Annotated in this window: 29 protein-coding genes; 21 read left to right on the top strand and 8 right to left on the bottom strand. The window is 68.1% G+C overall.

All coding sequences use genetic code 11. From position 1 onward, the window contains the following. Nucleotides 1-6: 6 nt before the first annotated feature. Nucleotides 7-1041 carry an aldo/keto reductase gene (locus ACH438_RS38325; protein WP_397014618.1) on the bottom strand — a complete coding sequence of 345 codons (1035 nt, stop codon included), beginning with the start codon at nt 1039-1041 and terminating at the stop codon, nt 7-9. Nucleotides 1042-1124: 83 nt separating this feature from the next. Between ACH438_RS38325 and ACH438_RS38320 the strand changes: the two genes are divergently transcribed. From ACH438_RS38320 to ACH438_RS38305, 4 genes are all read left to right on the top strand, one after another. After that, on the top strand, nt 1125-1739 hold the full coding sequence (locus tag ACH438_RS38320) for a TetR/AcrR family transcriptional regulator (RefSeq protein ID WP_397014616.1): 615 nt from the start codon (nt 1125-1127) through the stop codon (nt 1737-1739). Next, nucleotides 1732-2064: a hypothetical protein gene (locus ACH438_RS38315; protein WP_397014614.1), complete on the top strand. Its 333-nt coding sequence runs from the start codon at nt 1732-1734 to the stop codon at nt 2062-2064. Before ACH438_RS38320 ends, ACH438_RS38315 begins: the two co-directional genes overlap by 8 nt. Beyond that, nucleotides 2054-2287 (top strand): hypothetical protein, encoded by a 234-nt coding sequence (locus ACH438_RS38310; protein ID WP_397014612.1) that lies wholly within the window; start codon nt 2054-2056, stop codon nt 2285-2287. Before ACH438_RS38315 ends, ACH438_RS38310 begins: the two co-directional genes overlap by 11 nt. Nucleotides 2288-2375: 88 nt before the next feature. Further along, entirely contained in the window at nt 2376-2597 is a 222-nt protein-coding gene (locus ACH438_RS38305; protein ID WP_397014610.1) for a hypothetical protein, read from the top strand. 64 nt (nt 2598-2661) lie between these two features. Here ACH438_RS38305 and menD read toward each other — a convergent pair whose 3' ends face one another. Beyond that, nucleotides 2662-4296, bottom strand: a complete 1635-nt coding sequence (gene menD, locus ACH438_RS38300; RefSeq protein WP_397014608.1) for a 2-succinyl-5-enolpyruvyl-6-hydroxy-3-cyclohexene-1-carboxylic-acid synthase — start codon at nt 4294-4296, stop codon at nt 2662-2664. An 88-nt stretch (nt 4297-4384) separates the two neighbouring features. On the opposite strand from menD, the gene ACH438_RS38295 reads away from it, so the two are divergent. After that, nucleotides 4385-5215 carry a siderophore-interacting protein gene (locus ACH438_RS38295; protein WP_397014606.1) on the top strand — a complete coding sequence of 277 codons (831 nt, stop codon included), beginning with the start codon at nt 4385-4387 and terminating at the stop codon, nt 5213-5215. A gap of 69 nt (nt 5216-5284) precedes the next feature. Here ACH438_RS38295 and ACH438_RS38290 read toward each other — a convergent pair whose 3' ends face one another. Next, nucleotides 5285-5731 (bottom strand): DUF6918 family protein, encoded by a 447-nt coding sequence (locus ACH438_RS38290; protein WP_397014604.1) that lies wholly within the window; start codon nt 5729-5731, stop codon nt 5285-5287. 266 nt (nt 5732-5997) lie between these two features. Between ACH438_RS38290 and ACH438_RS38285 the strand changes: the two genes are divergently transcribed. From ACH438_RS38285 to ACH438_RS38225, 13 genes are all read left to right on the top strand, one after another. Then, a complete protein-coding gene (locus ACH438_RS38285) occupies nt 5998-6891 on the top strand; it encodes a 1,4-dihydroxy-2-naphthoyl-CoA synthase (RefSeq protein ID WP_397014602.1) in 894 nt (297 codons plus the stop codon). A 40-nt stretch (nt 6892-6931) separates the two neighbouring features. Next, entirely contained in the window at nt 6932-7327 is a 396-nt protein-coding gene (locus ACH438_RS38280; protein WP_397014600.1) for a VOC family protein, read from the top strand. An 87-nt stretch (nt 7328-7414) separates the two neighbouring features. Beyond that, complete coding sequence (locus ACH438_RS38275) at nt 7415-8641, top strand: anion permease (protein WP_397014598.1); 1227 nt, start codon at nt 7415-7417, stop codon at nt 8639-8641. Nucleotides 8642-8650: 9 nt separating this feature from the next. Then, a complete protein-coding gene (locus tag ACH438_RS38270; protein WP_397014596.1) occupies nt 8651-8920 on the top strand; it encodes a hypothetical protein in 270 nt (89 codons plus the stop codon). A 26-nt stretch (nt 8921-8946) separates the two neighbouring features. After that, nucleotides 8947-9273, top strand: coding sequence for a DUF3349 domain-containing protein (locus ACH438_RS38265; RefSeq protein ID WP_397014594.1), 327 nt, complete (start codon nt 8947-8949; stop codon nt 9271-9273). Nucleotides 9274-9374: 101 nt separating this feature from the next. Then, complete coding sequence (menE, locus tag ACH438_RS38260; protein ID WP_397014701.1) at nt 9375-10511, top strand: o-succinylbenzoate--CoA ligase; 1137 nt, start codon at nt 9375-9377, stop codon at nt 10509-10511. 69 nt (nt 10512-10580) lie between these two features. Further along, nucleotides 10581-11594 (top strand): ATP-binding cassette domain-containing protein, encoded by a 1014-nt coding sequence (locus ACH438_RS38255; protein ID WP_397014592.1) that lies wholly within the window; start codon nt 10581-10583, stop codon nt 11592-11594. After that, entirely contained in the window at nt 11591-12430 is an 840-nt protein-coding gene (locus tag ACH438_RS38250) for an ABC transporter permease (protein WP_397014590.1), read from the top strand. Before ACH438_RS38255 ends, ACH438_RS38250 begins: the two co-directional genes overlap by 4 nt. Nucleotides 12431-12542: 112 nt before the next feature. Beyond that, a complete protein-coding gene (locus tag ACH438_RS38245; RefSeq protein ID WP_397014588.1) occupies nt 12543-12932 on the top strand; it encodes a hypothetical protein in 390 nt (129 codons plus the stop codon). 83 nt (nt 12933-13015) lie between these two features. Further along, nucleotides 13016-13768, top strand: coding sequence for a DsbA family protein (locus ACH438_RS38240; protein ID WP_397014586.1), 753 nt, complete (start codon nt 13016-13018; stop codon nt 13766-13768). After that, nucleotides 13765-14616: a cytochrome c biogenesis CcdA family protein gene (locus ACH438_RS38235; protein WP_397014584.1), complete on the top strand. Its 852-nt coding sequence runs from the start codon at nt 13765-13767 to the stop codon at nt 14614-14616. Before ACH438_RS38240 ends, ACH438_RS38235 begins: the two co-directional genes overlap by 4 nt. 113 nt (nt 14617-14729) lie before the next feature. Then, nucleotides 14730-16277, top strand: coding sequence for a DHA2 family efflux MFS transporter permease subunit (locus ACH438_RS38230; protein WP_397014582.1), 1548 nt, complete (start codon nt 14730-14732; stop codon nt 16275-16277). Further along, nucleotides 16267-16839, top strand: a complete 573-nt coding sequence (locus ACH438_RS38225; protein WP_397014580.1) for a TetR family transcriptional regulator — start codon at nt 16267-16269, stop codon at nt 16837-16839. Before ACH438_RS38230 ends, ACH438_RS38225 begins: the two co-directional genes overlap by 11 nt. Before the next feature lie 36 nt (nt 16840-16875). Here the strand turns inward: ACH438_RS38225 and ACH438_RS38220 are convergent, their stop codons facing one another. Next, a complete protein-coding gene (locus ACH438_RS38220; RefSeq protein ID WP_397014578.1) occupies nt 16876-20346 on the bottom strand; it encodes an AfsR/SARP family transcriptional regulator in 3471 nt (1156 codons plus the stop codon). Nucleotides 20347-20474: 128 nt separating this feature from the next. Between ACH438_RS38220 and ACH438_RS38215 the strand changes: the two genes are divergently transcribed. Together ACH438_RS38215 and ACH438_RS38210 are read left to right on the top strand one after the other, a co-directional pair. Beyond that, on the top strand, nt 20475-20921 hold the full coding sequence (locus ACH438_RS38215; protein ID WP_397014576.1) for an SRPBCC family protein: 447 nt from the start codon (nt 20475-20477) through the stop codon (nt 20919-20921). A 108-nt stretch (nt 20922-21029) separates the two neighbouring features. Next, entirely contained in the window at nt 21030-21905 is an 876-nt protein-coding gene (locus tag ACH438_RS38210; protein WP_397014574.1) for a 1,4-dihydroxy-2-naphthoate polyprenyltransferase, read from the top strand. Nucleotides 21906-21916: 11 nt separating this feature from the next. Here the strand turns inward: ACH438_RS38210 and ACH438_RS38205 are convergent, their stop codons facing one another. From ACH438_RS38205 to ACH438_RS38190, 4 genes are all read right to left on the bottom strand, one after another. Beyond that, entirely contained in the window at nt 21917-22297 is a 381-nt protein-coding gene (locus ACH438_RS38205) for a phage holin family protein (RefSeq protein WP_397014572.1), read from the bottom strand. A gap of 57 nt (nt 22298-22354) precedes the next feature. Then, entirely contained in the window at nt 22355-22945 is a 591-nt protein-coding gene (locus tag ACH438_RS38200; RefSeq protein WP_397014570.1) for a Clp protease N-terminal domain-containing protein, read from the bottom strand. Continuing rightward, complete coding sequence (locus ACH438_RS38195) at nt 22945-23166, bottom strand: helix-turn-helix domain-containing protein (protein WP_033089567.1); 222 nt, start codon at nt 23164-23166, stop codon at nt 22945-22947. Before ACH438_RS38195 ends, ACH438_RS38200 begins: the two co-directional genes overlap by 1 nt. An 88-nt stretch (nt 23167-23254) precedes the next feature. Further along, nucleotides 23255-23542, bottom strand: coding sequence for a hypothetical protein (locus ACH438_RS38190; protein ID WP_397014567.1), 288 nt, complete (start codon nt 23540-23542; stop codon nt 23255-23257). Between the two features lie 141 nt (nt 23543-23683). On the opposite strand from ACH438_RS38190, the gene ACH438_RS38185 reads away from it, so the two are divergent. Continuing rightward, nucleotides 23684-24568 (top strand): helix-turn-helix domain-containing protein, encoded by an 885-nt coding sequence (locus tag ACH438_RS38185; RefSeq protein ID WP_397014565.1) that lies wholly within the window; start codon nt 23684-23686, stop codon nt 24566-24568. Nucleotides 24569-24586 lie beyond the last annotated feature (18 nt).

Here is a 24586-nt window from a genome sequence, read left to right as displayed (position 1 = left end):
AACCGATTACACGGCGGGCGGATTCAGCCGGGCGAAGTCCGGCAGCCGGTAATAGGGGTAGTACGGGTAGGGCGGAGTCACGGCGCTCGCCTTGTCCAGCCGCGCCAGCTGTTCGGCGTCCAGGCTCCAGCCGATCGCCCCGAGATTCTGCCGCAGCTGCTCCTCATTGCGGGCCCCGATGATGACCGAGGACACGGTGGGCCGCGACAGCAGCCAGTTCAAGGCGAGTTGCGGGACGCTGCGGCCGGTTTCGGCGGCCAGTTCGTCGAGCACGTCCACGATGTCGTAGAGGAGTTCGTCGTCCACCGGCGGCCCGGCCTCGCTGGTCTTGTGCAGCCGGCTGCCCGCCGGAAGGGGTTGCCCGCGCCGGATCTTCCCGGTGAGGCGGCCCCAGCCGAGCGGACTCCACACCACCGCGCCGACTCCTTGATCGCGGCCCAGCGGCATGAGTTCCCACTCGTAGTCGCGGCCGACCAGGGAGTAGTAGACCTGGTGCGCGACATAGCGCGGGAAGCCGTGGCGGTCCGCGGCCGCGAGCGATTTCATGAGCTGCCAGCCCGCGAAGTTGGAAGCGCCGATATAGCGGATCTTGCCGGCGCGGACCAGATCGTCCAGAGCGGCAAGGGTTTCCTCGACCGGGGTGCCCGCGTCGAAGGCGTGCAGCTGGTACAGGTCGATGTGGTCGATGCCGAGGCGGCGCAGCGAATCCTCGACGGCGGTGATCAATCGGGCCCGGCCGGAACCGAATTCGCCGGGTCCGGGCCCGGTGGGCAGCGCGGATTTGGTGGAGATGAGCAGTCGATCGCGGCGGCCCCGGATGGCCTCGCCCAGTACTTCCTCGGAGGCGCCGTCCGAGTAGACGTCGGCGGTGTCGAAGAGGGTGATGCCGGCTTCGAGGGCGATGTCGACCATGCGGCGGGCCTGTTGCGCGTCGGTGTCGCCCCAGGCGCTGAAGAGTTCGCCGCGACCGCCGAAGGTGCCCGCGCCGAAGCTGAGCGCCGGAACCATGAGACCGGATGCGCCGAGCCTGCGGTACTCCATGACCTACTCCTAACGGAACTACAGTTTCATTAACACGACCGACGATACACTCGACCCAACACAAATGGAACCGGAGGCCCGTTATGACGCAGGACACCACGCCCGGCTCGATCCGGCCGGGCGGCCGCACCGCCCGCGTCCGCGAGGCGGTCCTGCGCGCCGCCGGCGATCTGCTCGCCGAACACGGTTTCGCGGGCCTGGACCTCACCGAGGTCGCCGCCCGCGCCGAGGTCGGCAAGACCACCGTCTACCGCCGCTGGCGCGCTCCGGCCGGCCTGGTCGCCGACCTGCTCGCGGAGATGGCGGAAACCTCACTCCCGCACAGCGATACCGGCTCCCTGCGCGGTGACCTGCTGGCGAATGCCCGCCTGGTCGCCGCCACCCTGACCGACCCGCGCCAGGGCCGCCTCTTCCGCGCGGTCATCGCCGCCGCCACCCTCGACGACACCGCCGCCGAGGCCCTGCACCGCTTCTACGACACCCGCCTGACCGAATGGTCCCCCTGCGTCACGGCCGCCACGGCACGCGGCGAAATCCCTTCCGGCACCGACCCCCGCGCCGTCCTCGCCGCCGTCTCCGCTCCCCTGTATTACCGCCTCCTCAATACCGGCGACCCGCTCGACGAGCATGTGATCAAAGCGGCAGCCGAAGCCGCCACGCTCGCCGCCACGGCAGGCGTATTCCTGAAAGATGGCTGACCGCAAGCGCATCGTGATCGCATCCGAAGTGCAGGAAATCCTCAACTACTTCGGCGCCTGCCCGATCTGCGGGCGCCCCGCCCGGGCCCGGCAGATCACCGCCCAGTTCGACGACGGCCGCATCGAGTCGCAGACCATCGGCGAATGCGGCGGCTGGTGCGGCTGGAAGGGCCCGGTCGTGGTGACCACCATGACCGGCGCCCCCGTGCTGGAGTTCCCGCACGGGCGTGGAATGCAAGCACACCCGCCGGTCGACACCGAGTTGTTAACCGGTATCAGCGGCGAAAAGCACTGGTGGCGAGGAGAATTGGGAGATGAAGGGTGATCGAGTGGAGATCGTCGTCGATACCGGCGACGGGTCTCGCAATTACGAAGTGACCGCTACCCGGGCCGGCCGCAAGGTCGAGGTCCGCATTGCGCGGGGCGTGGTGGAAGTCAGCGAAGTGACCCGGACCGGCACCGCGGTACGCACCGCGCGTTTCCTGTCCGGGCGGGTATTGGCGCTGGTCGAGTACCCGGCGGACGACGGGCCACTGCCGGACGAGTGAACACGGCGGTTGCCGTCGGGCCGGGCGAGGCGCATTCTCGAAACAGCCCGACCGTACGGCCAGCCCACCCGGCGGAAGAGGAGCTCCGATGTCCGATCGCACTGCCGACGCCGTTCCCGAGGCCGATTACATCGAACAGCACATCCCGGCGTATCCGGACCGGGATTCCGACCAGCTCGAGGACGCCGATACCGAGATCGACGCTGTGCCCGCCGGAGACTCCGGCTGGACCGCCTCCGAAGGCGACCTCGTTGAACAGGCCATCGCGGTGCCGATGGACGACTACGACGAGCCGGGTTCGGAGGAGTAACCCCGAACCCGCTGCACTACTTCACTTCCCGCGGCCGTGTTCACTTCCCGCGGCCCGCGCGGCACTACTTGCCGATGCCGTCGCGCACGGTCGCGTGCAGTTCCCGCAGGCTGGACCGCTCGGTGGCGACCTCCAGCACGCGGATGCCGTGCGCGCTCTCGGTCAGTGCCGCGGCCAGTTGCGCCGGATCCACCTGGCGGTGCGGGATGCGATAGGCGGCGCACAGCGCGGCCAGATCCATGCCGTGCGGGGTGCCGAAGATGCGCTCGAAGACGCCCGCGTACTGCGGATCGCCCTGTTCCAGGAGTTCGAAGATGCCGCCGCCGTCGTCATTGGCGACCACGATGGTGAGGTCCTCGGGCCGCGGTTCACCGGGACCGATGAGCAGCCCGGAGGCGTCGTGCAGAAAGGTCAGGTCGCCCATGAACGCGACCGTACGGCCCGCATGCGCGAGCGACGCGCCGACCGCCGCCGACACCGTGCCGTCGATCCCGGCCACGCCGCGATTCGACAGCACCCGGATGCCGCGCCGCGGATACGAGACCAGCGCGGCGTCGCGCACCGGGTTGGAGGCGCCGAGCAGCAGCTGATCGCCCTCGTGCAGGGAGTCCATGACCACCGCCGCCACGTGCAGGCCGGTCGGCTTGGGATGGCAGGCGAGCTGCGCCCGCACCACCCGGGACGCCTTCTCGTTCAGATCCCGGCACAGCTCCAGCCATTCCGGCCGCGGCGCACCGAAGGTGATCGCCCGGGTACCGGTGCCGACCACATTGCCGGACACATCGGGCCAGCGCGGCCCGGTGGTCAGCGCGTACACGGTGACCTCCGGATCGGCGAGGATCTTGGAGACCGGCCGGTGCAGGGTCGGCCGCCCGGTGATGATGGCCTGCTTGGGTTTCAGCAGCGGCAGCGCCAGCGGATGCAGCGCCGGGCCGTGCATGGGCGCGGTCGGTTCGGCGACCGTCGGCAGCGCCGCGAGCTCGGGCCGATGTCCCGCGCCGTGCCCGGAGATGACCACCGTGTCCAGGGTCAAGTCGATGTCGATCGGCACGTCCAGGGTCGCGTACTGCGTTGCGGTCCAAGGGCATTCGTTGTCCCGGCCGGAGGGCAGCAGGTCACCGGCGGCACGGTCGGGAACCAGCGGTTCGCGCAGCGGGATGTCGAACTGCACCGGGCCGGCATTGCCGGAGCGGGTGCCGCGGGCGGCGGCCAGCACCCGGCAGACCGCGGAACGCCACAGGCTGTTCTGCGTCGAGTAGTGGGAGTCGCCCGGTTCGATCTCCGCCAGCCCGAGGCTGATGGCGGCGCGCACCTGGCTACCGAAGAGCCCGAACTGCTCGACGGTCTGATTGGCTCCGCTGCCGAGCATTTCGTAGGGCCGGTTGGCGCTGAGCACGATGAGCGGGAGCCGGGCGTAATTGGCTTCCAGGACGGCCGGGCCGAGGTTGGCGACGGCGGTGCCGGAGGTCATGACGACGGGGACGGGGCGGCCGCTGGAGGCGATGAGCCCGATGGCGAGGAAGCCCGCCGTGCGCTCGTCGACCCGTAGGTGCAGCCGGAGCCTTCCAGCGGCGTCCGCGGCCTGTAATGCGAAGGCCAGCGGGGCATTTCGCGAACCGGGGCACAGGACCACATCCCGCACTCCCCCGCGCGCGAGCTCGTCGACGATGACGTGCGCCTGTGCTGTCGAAGGATTCACACCCCCAGCCTCTCAGACAGTGGGTGCGGGCGCTGCGTCGGCCTGCTCACACCTATCCGATATACTTAGGGTTTGCTAACCTAAATCAATGGCGAAGCGCACCAAGTATGTCAAACCCGAACACCGCGAGATCCTCACCGCGAAGGTCCTCGCGAGCAAGCCGATCAGCCCCAACTTCGTGCGAGTCACCATCGGCGGCGCGGGCCTGGGCGGCTTCACCGCAATGGGATTCGACCAATGGTTCCGGCTGTTCATGCCCGGCAAGGACGGCAGCCTGAAACTGCCCACCTCGTCGAGCAGCCTGGGCTGGTACGCGCAATACCTCGTGACGGGCAAGGAACACCGGCCGCTGGTGCGCAACTACACCGTGCGCGAATACCGGCCCGCCGGTTCGGGTCAGTTCGGCAGCACCGCCGAGATCGACATCGACTTCGTCTCACACGGGGACGACAGCCCCGCGTCCGCGTGGGCCAACAATGCCACCCCGGGCGATCGCGTCGGGTTGCTGGACGAGGGCATCACCTATCAGGCGCCCGAGCACACCGATTTCGCGCTGCTGGCGGGCGACGAGAGCGCACTGCCGGGCATCGCGGGCGCACTGCGGTCGGCGCCGCGTGACTTGCGGGGTGCGGCGTTCATCGAAATCCCGCACGCGGATGACGCGCAAACCCTCGGCGAACCCGAAGGGGTGCAGGTGAACTGGATCGTCCGCACGGATTCGCACGGCGAGACGGGCACGCTCACGGATGCCGCGGTCCGCGCCGCGAGCATTCCGGCCGCCGCCGCCGTCTACGGCTTCCTGGCGGGTGAGCAGCGTTTCGTCACCGGGCTGCGCCGGCATCTGGCCCAGGAACGCGGAATCCCGAAGGCCGACATCACTTTCACCGGTTACTGGCGGGCCGGCCGGGCCGCGGGCTGATTCAGCCCACTTGACAGCAAGAGCTGGTGCCGGTCGCGGCCCCGCGCGGGCCGCGAACCGGTCATTTGATTAACCAGCGTGCTGCTGGATCAGGTCACCCAGTCGCGGAAGCGCTTCGACGACATGCTTCTTCGCCGAGCCACGCAGGGAGTTGTAGACCTTCGTCAGCGCCGGACGCGAGGACGCCTCCGCACGCGCATCGGTAACCGACAGCAGAGCCTCGGCGACCTCGTCCTGCTTCGAAACCAGCAGATCCGAGAACGAACCCGAGCCACCGGCCCGGAATTCGGCCCAGTACGGCTCCAACTGCGAGACGAACTTCGGGGCGAACGAGTCCAGCGCATCGCCGACGATCGTCGGGCTGACCTTCTTGATGGCGGCGTATCCGCCCTTCACAGCGAGGCCCGACGCGCCGCCCTTGTCCGACACCTCCGCATCCAGAACCTTCTGGGCGTCGGCGATGAATGCCGGACGCTTGGCGTCATCGAGCAGGGATTCAGACAGTGCTGCAACCACTTTCAGGTTCCTCCGGATAGTTTTTCGATGAACGAGCGCACGCAACTATACGCACCCGTGTCCCCGCACACACGATGCCGACGCGCTGCTACTGCCAGGGCAGCAACAGCACTGTAAGCCACCCGCAATCGATTGGCAGCGTTTCAGATTCACACCCGCGCTCTGTATCAACTGACCGAAAGTCCTACCGCGGCAGCAACCCGGCCTCCCCGCGCTCCCGATAGCCGACAATCTGCTGCTCAGCGGCGATCAGTATGTTCAGACGGGTGACGTTCAATGCAGCGCTGTGGCGGCCCGTACCCGGGTTCGAGAACCTGACCGACATCACCTATCACCGGCACATCGAACAAGGCACCGTGCGGATCGCCTTCGATCGGCCGGAGGTGCGCAATGCGTTCCGGCCGCACACGGTCGACGAGCTGTATCGCGCCCTGGATCATGCCCGGATGAGCGCCGATGTGGGCGCGGTGCTGCTCACCGGCAACGGGCCCTCCCCGAAGGACGGCGGCTGGGCCTTCTGCTCGGGCGGTGATCAGCGCATTCGCGGCCGCAACGGGTATCAGTACGCGAGCGGTGAGACCGCGGACACCGTGGACGCGGCCCGCGCGGGCCGGTTGCACATCCTCGAGGTGCAGCGGCTCATCCGGTTCATGCCGAAGGTCGTCATCGCCCTCGTCAACGGGTGGGCCGCCGGTGGCGGGCATTCGCTGCACGTGGTCTGCGATCTCACCCTCGCGTCGCGTGAGCACGCGCGGTTCAAGCAGACCGACGCCGATGTGGGCAGCTTCGACGCCGGGTACGGCAGCGCCTATCTCGCGAAGATGGTGGGGCAGAAGTTCGCCCGGGAGATCTTCTTCCTGGGCCGGCCCTATACGGCCGAGGAAATGCACGCCATGGGCGCGGTCAACGCCGTCGTCGACCACGAACGACTCGAGGACGTCGCCCTGGAGTGGTCGGGTGAGATCCTCGGGAAGTCGCCGCAGGCGATTCGGATGCTGAAGTACGCGTTCAACCTCACCGATGACGGACTGGTCGGTCAGCAGCTCTTCGCGGGTGAAGCCACCCGTCTGGCGTACATGACCGATGAGGCCGTCGAGGGCCGGGACGCGTTCCTCGAAAAGCGGGAACCCGACTGGAAGCCCTACCCCTGGTATTTCTGAGTCCGGCGCGCGGCAAACGCCGAGCTGCCAAGCTGCATATATGGAGATACTGAGCAGTCGGGTGATCCTGCGGCCGCAGGATTATCGCCGGACGCTGGAGTTCTACCGCGACACGCTGGGTCTCGCCATTGCGCGCGAGTATCCCGGCGGCACGGTCTTCTTCGCGGGACAGGCACTGATCGAGGTGGCCGGGCACGGCCGCGAGGCGGAGGCACCCACCGGGTTCGCGGGCGCGCTCTGGTTGCAGGTGCGCAACTGCTCGACCGCCTCGGTGGAACTCACGCTCGCCGGCGTGCCGATCGACCGGGCGCCGCAGCGGGAACCATGGGGGCTGGTCGAAATGTGGATCAAGGACCCGGACGGCGTGCCCATCGTGCTGGTGGAGGTGCCGCCGGACCACCCGATTCGGCGCGACAACAGACCGAGCGACCGCTGACCTTCCGGCTTAGCACGAAGATTGCTGTGATCCAGAACCGGGGCGTCGGTTAACACCCCGTAAAGGACATAGCGCAAACTGATCCACGTGTCTGCCGAACTGATCGTTCTGCTGATCGTTGTCTGCACTGCGCTGGCATTCGACTTCACCAATGGCTTCCACGACACCGCGAATGCGATGGCCACCTCCATCGCGACCGGTGCGTTGCGTCCGCGTACCGCCGTAATGCTCTCCGGCGGGCTCAATCTCGTGGGCGCGTTCCTCAGCGTCGCCGTCGCCGCGACGGTCGCCGAGGGCATCGTCGACCTCTCCGAGACGAGTGGCCGGGCCCTGCTCGACATCGTCTTCGCGGGCCTCGTCGGCGGCATCCTCTGGAATCTGTTCACCTGGTTGTTGGGTTTGCCGTCGAGTTCCTCGCACGCCCTGTTCGGCGGGATCATCGGCGCCACCATCGCCGCTCTCGGCTGGCACGGCGTGATCTGGTGTGCGGGCAGCAAAGGCGTACTGGCGAAGATCATCATCCCCGCGGTGCTCGCACCGGTCGTGGCCGCGCTGGTCGCCTCCATCGGCTCCTGGCTGGTCTATCGGATCACCAAGGGCGCCAATGAGCGCACCGTGAACCGCGGATTCCGGTGGGGGCAGATCGGTTCCGCCTCGCTGGTCTCGCTGGCCCACGGCACCAATGACGCGCAGAAGACGATGGGCATCATCTTCCTGGCGCTCATCGCGCACGGCACTGCCAAGGCCAGCGATCCGCTGCCGCTGTGGGTGATCGTGTCCTGCGCCATCGCCATGGCCGCCGGCACCTGCCTCGGCGGCTGGCGCATCATCCGCACCCTGGGCAAGGGCCTGGTCGACATCGCGCCGCCGCAGGGCTTCGCCGCCGAATCCACCAGTGCCGCGATCATTCTCACCTCGGCCCACTTCGGCCTGCCGCTGTCCACCACGCACACCGTGACCGGATCCATCCTGGGTTCGGGCATCGGCCGGCCCGGCGCCGAGGTGCGCTGGGGCGTGCTCGGCCGGATGGCGGTGGCCTGGGTGCTGACCCTGCCGCTGGCCGCGATCGCGGGCGCGATCTGCTGGGGACTGGTCGACGGCATCGGCGGACTCGCGGGCGTGCTCGTGGTGTTCGCGCTGCTCATCGCCATGGCGGCTTTCATGTGGCTGCGGGCGAAGCGCACAGAGGTCAACTCGCACAACGTGAACGACGAATGGGACGCCGACGGCGGACCGGACGACGGGACCCCGGGACCGGACGGCACGCCCGGCGCACCCAGCGGACACGCCACCGTCGGCAACGAAATCGGTTAGGGGCCTGCGATGCACACGTTTCTGACCAATATGTCCGACCTGTGGCGGGTCACGCTGGCCGCCTTGATCCTCGGCGCCGGCATTCCGACCGTGTTCGCCATCGGCATTCGCGGCCGGGCGCAGATCGACGACGGCGCGACCGGTTCCGCGCGGGCCGTGGCGCTGACCGTATCCACGCTCTGCTTCGCACTGGTCATGATCATCGTGGTGGTCGGTGTGCTCTACATCGCAAAAGACTTTCTCGCGCATCGCCTCGGAATCCACATTTTCGGCGCATGACGCCGCCTGATCGAGAGGGCACGTCCATGAGCAGTCCGAATCCTCAGCCGCGCACCGGCGTGCTGCAGAAGGTACTGACCTGGCTGCGTGCCGGATATCCGCAGGGCATACCGCAATCCGACTATGTGGCGTTGCTCGCGGTGCTGCACCGGCGGCTCACCGACTACGAGATCCACCTCGTGGTGGAGGAGCTGATCCGCGAGCGCGAGGCCGCCTCCGGCATCGCGGTCGAGGACATCGAAGCGGCCATCGCCCGAGTTGCCAAGGAGCAGCCCGGCGAGGACGATATCGCTCGGGTGGCCTCCCGGCTCGCAGCCGGCGGATGGCCGCTGGCGACACCGACGTCCGACTGACAGACCGACCGAAATCGACCCGGGCGCCGACCCAGCCGTGCGCCTCCACTCGACGAGATGACACGATCGCGAACGTGAGCAATACCCTCCGCACCCTCCCCATGCCCACCGGTGCCTCGGTGGGCGACGTATTGCCGCATCTGCGGGAAGCCTTGGAGGGCAACGGCCCCGCGTGGCTCCCGATCCCCACCGCCGACCGCCGCGAAGCGCAACGGCTGAGCGGCAGCCTGCACCCCGGCGAAGAGATCGACGACGACGTCGCGCTGGTGGTCACCACCTCCGGCACCACCGGAATGCCCAAGGGCGCCATGCTCTCCGCGAGCGCGCTGCGGGCCAGCGGCGACGCCACCCACGAACGGCTCGGCGGGCCGGGACAGTGGTTGCTGGCGTTGCCGACGCATCACATCGCGGGCATCCAGGTGTTGCTGCGCAGCATTCTGTCCGGCACCGAGCCGAGCGTCCTGGATGTGTCGGACGGGTTCCTGCCGCAGGGGCTGGCGAACGCGGTCTCCAATATGCGCGGGGAGCGGCGCTACACCTCGCTGGTGCCCACCCAGCTGATCAAGGCCCTCGACGATCCGTCCGCCACCGCGGCGCTGGCCGAACTCGACGCCGTCCTGATCGGCGGCGCGGCCACCCCGAAGCCGGTGCTGGAACGCGCCCGCGCGGCGGGCATCACCGTCTTCCGCACCTACGGCATGAGCGAGACCTGCGGCGGCTGCGTCTACGAGGGCGTGCCGCTGACCGGCACCGAGGTGCGGATCGAGGACGGCCGCGTCATGCTCGGCGGCGCGACCCTCGCCAAGGGCTACCGCAATATGCCCGACCACCCCGCCTTCGCCGAACCCGGCTGGTTCCGCACCGAGGACGCGGGCCACTTCGACAACGGCGTCCTCACCGTCACCGGCCGCCTCGACGAGGCCATCATGACCGGCGGCCTCCTGGTCATCCCCCAGGTCGTGGAGGCAGTCCTCATCTCCCACCCCGCCGTCTCCGAATGCGTGGTCCTCGGCCTCCCCGACAACCGCCTCGGCCAGCGCGTCGCCGCCGCCATCGTCCCCACCCGCGGCGCCACCCCACCCACCCTGGACGAACTCCGCGACCACGTAGTAGCCGAACTCGACCCCATAGCCGCCCCCCGAGAACTAGCCATCCTCGATGAGATCCCCCTCCGCGGCCCCGGCAAACCCGACCGCGCCAAACTCCGCGACTACCTCCAAACCCGCACAGCCCCCTGAGAGCGCCTGCAAGATCTCGCGCAATAGCTGTGCAAGGGGGGTGCAAGTCCGGGCCCGCATGGTTGTCGCATGACTTCTTACACACCTGCTGAGGCCCTGGCCATCGAGGCAGACGACTTGGTGAAGGTCTTCGGGGCGCAGCGGGCCGTGGACGGGGTGAGCCTCGCGGTCCCGCGGGGCGCCGTGTACGGCGTCCTCGGTCCCAATGGCGCCGGTAAGACCACAACTATCCGGATGCTCGCCACGCTACTGCGCCCGGACGGCGGCAGCGCCCGTATTTTCGGCCACGACGTGGTGGCCGAACCAACGGCGGTGCGGTCACTCGTCGGCGTCACGGGCCAGTACGCGTCGGTGGACGAAAAGCTCACGGCCACCGAGAATCTGGTGATCTTCTCCCGCCTGCTGGGCCTGTCCCGCAGCGATTCGCGCGCCAAGGCGGTCGAACTGCTGGAGGAGTTCGGCCTGACCGAGGCGGCGAACAAGCCGCTGGAGAACTTCTCCGGCGGTATGCGCCGGCGCCTGGATCTGGCCGCCAGCCTGATCTCGCGCCCGCCGCTGCTGTTCCTCGACGAGCCCACCACCGGCCTGGATCCGCGGACCCGCGCCCAGATGTGGGAGACCATCCGCCGCCTGGTGCGGGAGGGTTCCACCGTCCTGCTGACCACGCAGTACCTGGACGAGGCCGATCAGCTGGCCGATCGGATCGCGGTCATCGACCACGGCCGTGTCATCGCCGACGGCACCTCGGACGAACTGAAGGCGTCCGTGGGTCTTTCGGCCCTGCAGCTGACCCTCGGCGATCGCGACCGCATCGAAGAGGCGCGAATCCTGGTGAGCGAGTTCCTGTCTCGCGCCTCGGGCAAGCCGGTGGAGGCCACCATCACGCCCGAGGCGGGCCGCATCACGGCCCCGCTGCCCGACCCGAGCGTCACCACCGACATCCTGATCCGGTTGCGCGAGCACGACATCCGGATCGAAGAGATCAATGTCGCCAAGCCGAGCCTGGACGAAGTGTTCTTCGCACTCACCGGGCACGGCGCGGAGGACGAGACCGACACCGATTCCGAACGGAGCGCGGCATGACCACGACCATCTCCGCCCCCACCGCACGACAGGTCGTGGCTCCGGCCCCGATTCCCGCGGTTTCCAACCACATTCCGTTCCGGCAGACCTTGGCGAACTCGTTCACCATGGCCTACCGTGGCATCCTCAAGATCAAGCACAATCCGGAACAGCTGTTCGACGTCACCATTCAGCCGATCCTGTTCACCGCCTTGTTCGCCGGCATCTTCGGCGGCGCGATGGCGGGCAATATCCACGCCTACCTGCCCACGCTGATCCCGGGCATCATGGTGCAGACCGTGGTGCTGACCTCCGTGGTCACCGGCACGCAGATGCGCGAGGACATGGACAAGGGTGTGTTCGACCGCTTCAAATCCCTGCCCATCGCCCGCATTTCGGCGTTGTCGGGCGCGTTGATCGCGGATATGGTCCGCTACGGTCTGGCCACGGTGCTGACCATCGCGATGGGCCTGATCCTCGGCTACCGGCCGGCGGGCGGCGTGCTCGCCGTGATCGTCGCGGGCCTGGTGGTCGTGTTCTGTTCCTTCGCGGTCAGCTGGGTGTGGGCGCTGGTCGGCATCACCGGTAAGAGCGCCTCGGCGGTGCAGGGCGTGTCCATGATGATCATGTTCCCGCTGACCTTCATGTCGGGTGCGTTCGCTCCGGTGTCCACCATGCCGGGCTGGTTGCAGGCGATCGACAAGGCCAACCCGATCTACTACATGGTCACTTCGGCCCGTGAGCTGATGAACAGCAATGTCTACAGCTCGAACCTGGCCTGGTCGCTGATCGGGTCGGTGGTCGTGATCGCGATCTTCGCGCCGCTCGCGGTGCGGGCCTACATGCGCCGCGCCTGAGCCTGCGGCAACAACACAGAGAACGCCCGCCCACCGTGAATTCGGTGGGCGGGCGTTCGCCGTGATCAGGGGATATCGGGTGGTGGGCGGGCGTCCTGTTATGGTCGGGGCAGTGAATCCCACGCCCGCCCCGCTGCGCCGAAGGTCTCTTCGGCGATCTTCGGGCACCCTGCTGGCGGCGTTCCTCGTGGTCATCGGGCTGATTGCCGCGGTCGCGGAATGGGGCGCGGCGCAGGCCGTTCCGGCGGGTTCGCTGTCGGTGCCGGTCGTGCACACCACGGTCGAGAAGGCCCCCTTCTGCGGTAAGGGCAATGGCACCAGCGCCGACCCGGTCGGGAAGATCGCGGCCCCGCCGCGGTCGGTGGGTGATCCGCTGATCACCGCGTCCCCGGCGGTCGATCCGGGCTCGATTGCGGCGCAGTGGCTTTCACATTCGGCGCGTTCGCGGGCGCCCGCGCTCACGGTGCCGGCGCCACATCTCACCTCGATTCTGATCATTTAGACGATCGGCGGCACCGCCGTGCCGCCATTCGTGCCGTCCTGGCACCCGTCTGTCCCGATCCGAATCATCCAGGAGATTCCCGCATGTCACGCATGCCCAAAAGTCGTGCCCAGAAGAAGTCCGCGGACCGTAAGACCCTCGCCGGGCTGGCTATTATCGCCGCCTTCGGCCTGCTGGTCATCGCCGGCATCCAAATGCTCGGCAATGACAAGAAAACCGACGACAAGGCCGCGCCCGCGGCCGTCGAAACCAATCCCACCTATGAGCGGCTGGCCAAGCTGGCCCGCCGCGACGCGAACGATCCCATGGCGCAGGGCCGCACCGACGCGCCCGTGGTGATGGTCGAATACTCCGATTTCCAGTGCCCGTACTGCCGCTTGTTCGGCAAGACCATCGAACCCGATCTGGTGCGCCGCTATGTGGACGCGGGTGTGCTGCGCATCGAGTGGCGCAATTTCGCGATCTTCGGCCCGGAATCGGTGGAGTCGGCGCGCGCGTCCTGGGCCGCCGGCCGGCAGGGCAAGTTCTGGGAGTTCCACAAGACGCTGATGGAGAACGCGCCGGAGAAGAAGAACACCGGCGCCCTGACCCCGGACCGGCTGGCCGATCTGGCCGCGCTGGCGGGTGTGCCGGATATCGCGAAGTTCCGCGCGGACGAGGCGTCACCCGAATCGCAGCAGGCCGTGCAGGCCGATCTCGACGAGGGCTACAACATCGGCGTCTCGTCGACCCCGGCCTTCCTGATCAACGGCCGCCCGGTGCTGGGCGCGCAGCCTCTCGAACAGTTCTCGGCGGTCATCGACGCCGCCCGCGCCGCCGCGGAGAACGCGAAATGAGCGGTAGCGTCGGCTATTTCGCCGCCTTCCTGGGCGGGCTGCTGGCGCTGTTGAGTCCGTGCAGCGCGCTGCTGCTGCCCAGTTTCTTCGCGTACTCGTTCGAGTCGCAGGGAAAGCTGTTGCGGCGCACCGGAATCTTCTATGTGGGCCTGTGCACCACGCTGGTGCCGCTGGGCGCGGCCGGTTCGTTCGCGGGCCGCTTGTTCGTGGGCCATCGGGATCTGCTGATCGCGATCGGCGGCTGGACCATCATCGTGCTGGGTGTGCTGCAGATCCTCGGCCGCGGTTTCTCGGTCGGTTTCGCGCAGCGCGCGGCGGCCCGCAACACCCGCCCCGACCAGGCGGGCGCCATCTACCTGCTGGGCCTGGTCTACGGCCTGGCCGGTTTCTGCGCGGGCCCTATCCTGGGTTCCATCCTGGCGGTGGCCGCGGTCGGTGGTTCTCCGATCCAGGGCGGCCTGCTGCTGGCGGTGTACGCCCTCGGCCTGGCAATGCCGCTGTTCGTGCTGGCCTCGCTGTGGGATCGCCTGCAACTGGGCCAACGCCGCTGGCTGCGCGGGCGCGCACTGACGATCGGCCGCCTCCGCCTGCACACCACCTCCTTGATATCGGGGCTCTTCTTCATCCTGCTGGGCGCCCTGTTCCTGATCTTCGACGGCACCTCGGCACTCCCGGGCCTGCTGGACGCCGATACCGAATTCCGCTGGGAGGCAGCGGTACAGCGCCTCGGTGCGGTGGTCTCGGATTCGACGGTGCTGCTGGTGGCGGGCGCGGTGGCGCTGGCGATCGTGGCGTGGCGGCTGCTGCGCACGAATCAGCGGGAGAGCGTCGGCGCCGAAAGCGACTGATACACAACGCGTAAACCTTAAAAGTGTCAGTCCATGACAGAAAAAGTGTCATGGACTGACACTTTGTGTTAGCGTGACGAAGTCAGGTCGACATCGATTCTTGGGGGAATCCCATGACCCGGACTTCACACACCACGACGCCGTCGAGCACCTCGCTGCGCGAGTGGCTCGCACTCCTCGCACTCCTCGCACTGGCCCTGGCAATGCTCACGGTCGGCCTGGACATGACGGTCCTCACTGTCGCATTGCCCACCCTCGCCGAGGATCTGCACGCGAATACCGCGACCCTGCAATGGTTCACGGCGGCCTACACCCTGGCGCTGTCGGCGGTGATGCTGCCGGCCGGCGCCCTCGGCGACCGGTTCGGCCGGACCAAGTTCCTGGTCGGCGCGCTACTCCTGTTCGGCGCGGCCTCCGCCGTCTGCGCCTCGGCCGGCTCCTCGGCCGAATTGATCGCCGCACGCGTGGTACTCGGTTGTGCGGCAGCGGTATTGACCGCGCTGTCGTTCTCGGTGATTCCCGTGATGTTCCCGCCGGAAGCACGCGGCCGCGCCACCACCGTCTTCGCCACCGCGACCGGGCTCGGCATGCCGTTGGGCCCGATCGTAGGCGGCTGGCTGTTGCAGCATTTCTGGTGGGGTTCGGTGTTCTGGATCAATGTGCCCATGACCGTCCTCGGCGCGGCGGCGGTCGGTTTCCTGGTGCCGGAGTCGCGCAGCGAGACCTTCCGCACCATCGATCTCCCGGGCGTCGCATTGTCCGCCATCGGATTGGTCAGTCTCACTTACGGATTCATCAGAGCGGGCAGCGAAGGCTGGCGGGACGGGGCGGTGTGGGCGACCATCGCCGTCGCGGTGGTCATGCTGGGCGCCTTCCTGGCGTGGCAGCGGGCGGCCCGGCATCCGCTGATCGATCTCGAACTGTTCCGCAATACCCAATTCCGCCGGGGCGTCATCTATTCGGTGATCACCGCGTTCGCCATGTTCGGCATGTTCTTCACGGTTCCGCAGTACTTCCAGGCGGTGCTGGGTGTCGGCACGCTGGGTAGCGGCCTGCGATTGCTGCCGATGATCGCGGGCATGATGGCGGGGGTGCGGGTGGTCGACCGGGTTTCCGGGCGACTGGGCACGCAGCGGGTGTTGGTGATCGGATTCGGGCTGCTGGCAGTCGGTCTCGGACTCGGCGCCATGACGTCCGTGAGCAGCGGTTATCCGTACGCGGCCGCCTGGCTGGCCATTATGGGCGCCGGGGTCGGGTTCGCCATGCCGACGGCCATGAAGCTGTCGATCGGTGCGCTGGGCAAGGAGCGCGCCGGGTCGGGTTCGGCGCTCATGTCGACCTTGCGACAGGCGGCGGGCACCATCGGCGTGGCGATTCTCGGCACGCTCGTCGCCACCCGGTATACGGCGAATCTCGGTGCGCTGGACCGCTCCCCGATCCGCGACAGCGTGACCGCCGGTGTGGCCGTGGCCGAGCAGCAGCACGATCCGGTCATGCTGGAACAGGTGCGGGCCGCGTTCGTGAGCGGTATGCAGGTCATGTTGTGGGTGAGTGCCGCGATCAGCGCGGCGGCGGTACTGCCGGCCCTGGTCACCGCCCGCCGGCCGAGCGCGCCGGAACCCGCGCCGCGGCACCCGGCAGAATCGGTGCATGGCCGCTGAACTCACGCAGGGACTCCGCGAGCGGAAGAAGGCGAGCACCCGCCGGAAGATCCGGGCCGAGGCGTTCCGGCTCTTCCGCAAACAGGGGTACGCCGAGACCACCGTGGATCAGATCGCGGCCGCGGCGAAGGTCTCCGCGCGCACCTTCTTCCGCTACTTCCAGAACAAGGAGCAGGTCGTGCTCGACGACGACCTCGATCCGCTGCTGGTGCGCATGGTCGTCATGCAGCCGGCCGAGCTCTCGGTGACGGCCGCCTTCCGCGCGGCCGCCGAGCAGCTGGCGCTGGAGCCGCCCGAGGAGCAGTTCGAGGCGGATCGCCTGCGGCTGCTGTACACCGAACCGGAACTGCGGGGCGCGGCCATGACCGAACTGCGCCGCAATATCGATCTGCTCTCGCAGGTCATCGCGCAGCGCAGCGACCGCGAACCGCACGACCGGCAGGTGCGCATGTTCGCGGGCGCTTGCGTGGGCGCGCTGCTGAGCATCACCGACGAACTGCCGGACGAATTGGATTACGCGCTACAGGTACTCGACTTCTTCGACGCGGGCATGCCGTTGTAGCCGCGGGAATGCCGTTGCAGTTGGGACTCCCGGCCGTCAGCCGGCATTGTTCAGGACGCGCAGCAATTCCAGGATTCGTTCGGCGGAGGCGCGGCGGCTGAGTGGGGCGGCAGCGTCGCGGGCCGCGGTGACGCGGGCGTCGCCATAGGTGTGCAGATGCAGTTCCAGGTGCCGGCGCCATTGCATGACGGGATAGTCCTGGCGGCCGAAGACTTTCGGGGCGAGGGCGAGAAGTTCCAGCCCGATACCGGGGTCGCCACCGCTGCCGAGGAGATAACTGCCGATGGCGCAGGAGATGGCGCCGAGTTGCGGAAGGTCCCGGAACTGGCTGAGCTTCTGGATGCCGAGTTCGATCAATTCGGCTGCGGTCTGCGACATCTCACCGGCCCGGCCGTGCAGGGTGTAGGCGTCGATCACGGCGGCGCCGAGCATCAGGTCCCCGGGGCCGGGGATACTCACGCTCTGCGGCCAGTTGAGCAACGGCAGCGCGAGCCGGTAGCGGCGCAGCGCCGTGTCGATATCGCCTTCGACCAGTTCGATTTCCGCCATCCCCGCGGCCACCGCCGCGAGCCGCTGGTTGGGCTGGGGCGGCGGCCCGTCGATCGGCAGGCCGGCGCCCAGGTGACCCAGCGCGGCTTCCAGTTCGCGGCGGGCCGCATCGATTTCGCCGAGTCCGGTCAGCGCGACGGCGAGGAAGCTGCGGGTCTCGACGATCTCGTCCCAGGCGCGTAGCTGCTGCAGCAGGGCGGCGCATCGCCGGTAATAGGTCACGGATTCCGCGTAGCGCGCGGATTGGCCGTGCATGCTGCCCAGGTGCTGGCAGACCATGGAGGTGGCCCACACATCCTGTTCGATGCCGGTCCGCAGGGCGGCCTCGCCGTCCCGGATCGAGCCCCAGACCTCGCCGTTGTTCTCGCGCACATTGGCGCGCAGGATCAGCGCGGCGACCCGGACCTCGGTGTGTTCCGAGCGGGTCCCGGCACTGAGTTTGCGGGCGAACTGCACGGTGGTGCGGGCCTCGGCCGCGAGTCCGCCGAGGAAACTGCTGACCGGGCTCAGCGGGGTGTTGTGCAGCAGGCGCCGGATCCTGGCGCGGACCGTGGCGACATCCCGGAGCGGACTGTCCGCGAACAGCATGTGCATGCCCAGCAGCAGCTGGCCGAGCATCTGCAGATCGGCCTCGTCGATGTCCGTGCAGTCGAGGCGCGGCGGTACCGCGAGGATGCGGCGCGTCCAGCCCACGAGTTCGGCGTGCGCGCCGCGCATCGCCCAGAGTCCGCCGAGCACCGGGTAGATCACGTGGACGGTGGTGGCGTCGTGCCGGTCCAGGGCGTAGCGCAGCACGGCGGCGAGATTCTCGGCCTCGGCGCCCACCGACAGCACGGCCGCGATCTGCTCCGGACTCTGATACCGATGCGTCTGGACGATCACGAAGTCCTTGGCCCACTGCGACATCCGGGTCATGACCAGGTCGCCTTCGCCGGTGCGGGTCAGCTGTTCCTCACCGAATTCGCGGACCGTCTCCAGCATGCGGTAGCGGACGCCGCCGGTGTCGTCGTCGGGCAGGACGGTCAGCAGGGATTGGGTCACCAGTCCGTCGACAGCCGTTGCGGCATCGAGGATTTCGGGCCCGTCGAGCACGGTCTCGGCGGCCGCCAGCGTGAATCCGGCCGGGAATCGGCACAATCGGCGCAGCGCCACGCGCTGCTGCTCGTCGAGCAGATTCCAGCTCCATTCGATGACTGCGTGCAGGGTTCGATGCCGTTGCGGCGAACTGCGATCTCCGGTGCGCAGCAGGGCGAATCGATGGTCGAGCCGGGATTCGATCTCCTCGACGCTCATGGTGCGCACCCGCGCCGCGGCCAGTTCGATGGCCAGCGGCAGCCCGTCCAGCGTGCTGCACAGCCGGGCGACCACTTCCGGATCGAGCCGCACCGAGGGCCGTACCGCGCGGGCGCGCGCGGCGAACAGTTCGGTGGCGGGCGAACCGGCCGCGTCGATGGTCAACGGCGGGAGCGGATAAACGGTCTCGGCCGTGATCTCCAGGGGCGCACGGCTGGTGGTGAGAACGGTCAGCTGCTCGGTCAACCCGACCAGATCGGCGACCACCTCGGCGACTGGTTCGATCAGGTGCTCGCAATTGTCGAGGATGAGCAGCATGGGCCGCACCGACAAAGCCTCGCGGACCCGCTGCCGGAAGTCCCGGCCCCAGGCCGGGCGCAGCACACTCGACTCGCGTCCGACATCACCCACGCCGAGCGTCGCGCCGATGGTCGCCTCGATCTCGGCGCGGGTATCCGCGATGCCGCCGGGATCCGCACGCAGCGAAGCCAATTCGATCAGCACGACCGACTTCTCGTGCGCCACCCGCGCCCCGAGTTCGTTGGCGACGCGGGTCTTCCCGGTGCCGCCCGGACCGAGCACCGTCGTGACACGGGAGTTCCGCACCAGTTGTTCCAGGGCGTCGAGGTCGGCGTCCCGGCCGAGCAGCGGATTCGGCGCGACGCGCAGGCCGATGGCCGCCGCCGGTTCGGGGACGGCACCGCGCTTGTCGCCGAAATGCTGTGCGGCGGCGAGCATCTGCGCGGACCGGCGCTGCCCCCATTGCAGCGAGTTTCCGGACCGGTCGTCGCTATCGAGATCGTCGTCGGCCGAATTATCTTGTTCGACACGGGAATTGGAGTTGCGAGTGGCTGTCGCGGGAATCGGTTCGCCGCGCAGGATCGCGGAGTTCAGGGCGACGAGAGTAGGGCCGGGGTCGGCGCCCAGTTCCTCGACCAGCCGGGTGCGCAGCGTGGCGAAGACATCCAGGGCCTCGTTGGTGCGCCCCGCGCCGGCCAGCAGTCGCATGAGCGCGGCGTGCGCGGATTCGTCGAGGGGTGCGGCGGTGACGATGCCGCGGGCCAGGTCGATCGCGCCGGGCAGGTCCCCGGAGGCTTCGCGGGCGGAGAGTTCGAGCTGATCCAACGCCGCGTGCCGGGCGGCGGCGAGGGCGGCGAGCTCTTCGGCGACCGAGCCGGGCGGCAGATCGGCGCCCGGTTCCCCGCGCCAGAGTGCGCGTGCGGCGGCCACCAACTGCAGGCAGGTGGTGTCGTCATGATCGGTGAAGGCTTGGCGCGCTCGCCTTTCCAGATCCTGCGCGAAGGTCAGGTCGACCTGTTCGGGTGCGAGGACGAGACGATAACCGGCGGGCCCGATCTCCAAGGCCCCCTCGGGCAGCGCCGAGCGTAACCGCGAGACCTGCGTGTGCAGCGCGTTCATCGGCGAACGTGGCGGGTCGGCGCCCCACACATCGTCGATGAGAGCCTGGGCGCTGCGGCTGCGGCCGGGGTGGGCGGCGAGGGCGGCGACGAGCAGCCGGGATCGGGCGCCGGGGACGGGGACGAGCGGGCTGCCGGGGGTGCGGCGGAGCGCGACCTCACCCAGCAGGGCCACCAGGATGGTGTCGGTCGTGGTGGCGGGCCGGGCGTGGCCGACACTGCTCGAACTGCCCGTTGTCGATTTCATTCCCCGCCAATCGTAGGTGAGCGACGCCGCGGTCGCCGGTTTCGCCGGTTCAGGTAGTACCCCATTCCGGGGGCGCGGCGGTATCGGTTTTCCGCTGTACAGCGGCCATGGTCGCCTAGGCTCATGCCATGGCCGAATTCGACATTCACCGGGAAACGGTCATCAAGGCCGACCCCGCACAGGTGCAGGCGCTCATCGACGACTTCCATCAGTGGCGCAAGTGGTCGCCGTGGGAGGACCTGGACCCGTCCATGGAACGTGTGTACAGCGGCGCCGATCGTGGCATCGGCGCGCGGTATTTCTGGAGCGGCAACCGTAAAGCAGGTCGCGGCGATATGGAGATCACCGGCGCCACCTCCGACGCGATCGGTATCCGCCTGCATTTCGAGAAGCCGTGGAAGGCCACCAACCAGGTCCGTTTCGAGCTCACCCCGCAGGGCGACACCACCGCCGTCACGTGGCGGATGACCGGGCAGCAGTCCGCGATCATCGGCAAGTTGTTCCCGATGGACCGGGTGGTGGGCAAGGACTTCGAGAAGGGGCTCGCGCAGCTGAAGGCCGCCGCCGAATCCTGAGTGCCCGACGGCGTCCCCGACCACCGGGCGAGCGTCCCGGGCGGACCCGGCCGCGCCCCCGGCAGACAGGGAAGCGCACTCCTCGGCCCGCGCATTAGGCTGCCGTACATGGCTACAGCAGCACAGTGGATCGAGGGCGCTCGGCCGCGCACTCTGCCGAATGCGATCGCCCCGGTGTTGGCGGGGACGGGGGCCGCGGCCTCGATCGACGGCTTCGTGTGGTGGAAAGCGGTACTGTGCCTGCTGCTTTCGCTGGCACTGATCATCGGCGTGAATTTCGCCAACGACTATTCCGACGGCATCCGCGGCACCGATGACGAGCGGGTCGGCCCGCTGCGGCTGGTCGGTTCCAAGGTGGCCTCGCCCACGGCGGTGCGCATGGCCGCGGTCACCAGTCTGGGGATCGGCGCGGTGATCGGCCTGGTGCTGGTGTTCACCAGCGCGTGGTGGCTGATTCTGGTGGGCGCGGCCTGCCTGGCCGGCGCCTGGTTCTACACCGGTGGCCGGAATCCGTACGGCTACAGCGGTTTCGGTGAGATCGCGGTGTTCGTGTTCTTCGGCCTGGTGGCGGTGCTGGGCACCGAGTTCGTGCAGGCGGGCCGAGTGGACTGGGCCGGGCTGGTGTGCGCGATCGCGGTGGGTTCGTTCTCGAGCGCGGTGCTGGTCACCAATAATCTGCGCGATATCCCGACCGATACCGAATCGGGCAAGCTGACCCTGGCGGTGCGGCTGGGCGACACACGTACCCGCACACTGCATCTGGCTCTGATCCTGGTTCCGTACGTGGTGATCGCCCTGCTGGTGTGGCGTTCGCCGTGGACGCTGGCGGCACTGGTGACGCTGCCGCTGGCGATCAAGGCCAACGAACCGGTGCGGACCGGCAAGAACGGGCCGGGATTGATTCCCGCCCTTGCCGGTACCGGTAAGGCGATGCTCGCGTGGTCGGTGATCGTCGCCGTCGCGCTGGCGGCGGTGCAGATCTAGCCGGGGGCCGGCTATTCCTTGTCCGGGACCAGGATCCCCAGCACCCAGTTCACCAGCGAGATGATGATGCCGCCGAGTACCGCGGCCCAGAATCCGTCGACGTGCAGCTGGTAGCTGGTGGTCTCGGTGATCTTCGAGGTCAGCCACAGCATGAGTGCGTTGACCACCAGCAGGAACAGTCCCAGGGTGAGGATCACCAGCGGTAGTGACAGCAGTTTCACGATGGGTTTCACCAGCGCGTTCACGATCGTGAAGATCACGGCCACGATGGCGATCACGAGGATCTTGTCGGAGGTGGTGTTGTCGGGTCCGTGGATGGTTATCCCCTTCACCCACTCCGAGGCCAGCCAGATGGCCACACCGTTGATCAGCAGGCGTATCAGGAGCGTCATGCCGCCATCGTAGGGCGAGTGATCGCGACGAGCCGGACATAACGCCCCCGGGGGATGTCAGGCCGCGCGATCGAGCAGCTCGGAGGTTGCCGCGCGCAGCCGGGTGATCGCCGCGTCGTCGCCGAGCAGGCGACGGGTGACGTCGTTGGGCGCGCGCAGGATCGCGAGCAGCATGTGCCCGGCCTCGATCCCGCGATCACCGCGGTTCAGGGCCTCGCGCAGCGAGAGTTCGATGGACTTCTTGGCATCCTTGGCGAACGGGATGTGCCCCCAGGCCATGCCGCCGCGATCGCGGAATCGGCCGCGCAGCTTCGGTTCGTCGGCGGGCAGGGCGCGTTCCAGCGCGTCCTCGCCGAAGGTCGCTTCGAGGCTTTCGCGCACGGCGTCCAGGTCGATTCCGATGGAGCGCAGCGCTTCCGCGTCCTCCGCGCCGAGGGGTTCGCTGGTGGCCTTGCGGGCCAGGGCTTCTCGCACCTGAGCGGCCGTGAGACCGTGTGCCGCCAGCACTTCGCGCAATTGCGCGTCGGGGCAGACCAGCAGCCCGAGCAGCAGGTGCTCGACGTCGATGCGCTCGGAGCGCAGTTCGCGCGCCTCCTCCTGCGCGACGACGACGGCGTATTTGGCCGCTTTGGAGAATCGTTCGAACATCAGCGGATACCGCCCTTCCGGTTGTACTTCTGGTGGACCGCCTGCCGGCTGACCTCGAGGGCGTCGGCGATGGCCTGCCAGGACCAGCCCTGTTTACGGGCATTGGTGACCTGGATGGCCTCGAGACGCTCGAGCAGCCGACGCAGTGCCAGCACCGCGCGGAGCCCGACCTGTGGGTCGGGGCTGCCGGCGGCGGCCGCCAGAGTCGTTGCTTCACTCATGAGTGTCAATTTACGTTGACACTCGCGGCGCGTCAACAAAAATTGACACGTACGGAAGGGCGTTCGTCGAGAGCGAACGAAAGAGGTTTCAGCCCAAGGCCGTGAACGGCGCGTAGTCGCGCACGTGACCCGCGATCCAGTCCCATACGGTGTCCGGATCGACCGCGACACCGGCCTGCAGGCGCAGCCGCCAGCCGCGCTCTTCCTTCTCCCAGACATCGCCGTCGCGATCCCGGTACCAGCCGAAAGCCGCGGGCTCCCAAGCGTTGACGATCCCGCCCGGTTCGGCTCGATCGCTCGCCGGCCGAGTGGACGAGATCACCCAGGGGCCGACTGTGACATTGACTTCCACGACCGACCGCGGTTGCTGCCCCAACTTCACTCCTGATTTGTTGTTGTTTCAAACTATTGGAGCAGAAGGGATTACCGCCCGGCCAACTCCGTACGCGCCGTGCCGGTATCGCCCGGCAACCGTGTGAGTACCAGACAGCAATACAAGTAAGGTCACCCTGACGCAATGCATGGAGTACCCACGTTCGGCGAGTACGTTCGCCAACGCCGCACGGCCGCCACTCTGACCCGACCACAGCTCGCCTGGCTCGCCAATCTCTCCGTGCCGTATCTGACGAAGATCGAGAGCGGCGCCAACCCGTCCCGGCGGGTCATCGAATCCCTCTGCACCGCACTGGAACTGCAGCACGCGGAATTCGAGTACGCGCTCATTCTCGCCGAGGGGCCGCTCCCGCGGGTCGAACCCGACCACCCCGGCCCGGCCGATCTCGAATATCTAACCCTGCTCGAACCGAAGGTCGGCGCCTTCATCTCCGGCGCCCTCGACATCCTGGCCGTGAACCACGCACACGAAGAGGCGTTCCCGCAACTGGATCCGGGCTGCAACTATCTCGAATGGCTGTTTCTGAATCCGATCGCGCGGACCGTGCTGGTGGATTGGTCGGGTGAATCCCAGCAGGCGGTGAGCTGGTTCCGGCTGCTGATGGCGCGCAGCGGCGACGAGGAACGCGTGCGGGAGATTCTGGAACAGGTGCTGGCCAATCCGGACTTCTCGCTCATGTGGCGCAGCGATGCCGTGTCGAACGAGCGTTTCGACCGGTCGAAGCTGGTCCGGGATCCGAAAACGCTGGCCATCAGCGAGTTGCGGATGAACATGTGGCGCACCTCGTCGAGCCTGCAGTCCTGGATGCTGGTGCTCGGCGCACGGGTCGATCAGCCCACCGCGATCACGCGTCCGGTGGTGCGGGAACGGCCCGCCACGTCAAGGGTCATTAACGGTCCGGGCGCGTCCGAGCCACCGACCGATCGGTATGAAAAGCGCAGTTCAGGACCGGGAGCGACTCCCACGCAACCACTTCAGCAAATCAACAGCAATCTGCGGAATGGGTGAGCTTTACTTCTCACCGAT

Source organism: Nocardia sp. NPDC020380 (assembly GCF_044386975.1).
Taxonomy (GTDB): Bacteria; Actinomycetota; Actinomycetes; order Mycobacteriales; family Mycobacteriaceae; genus Nocardia.
This window is presented reverse-complemented; position numbering and strand designations above follow the sequence as displayed.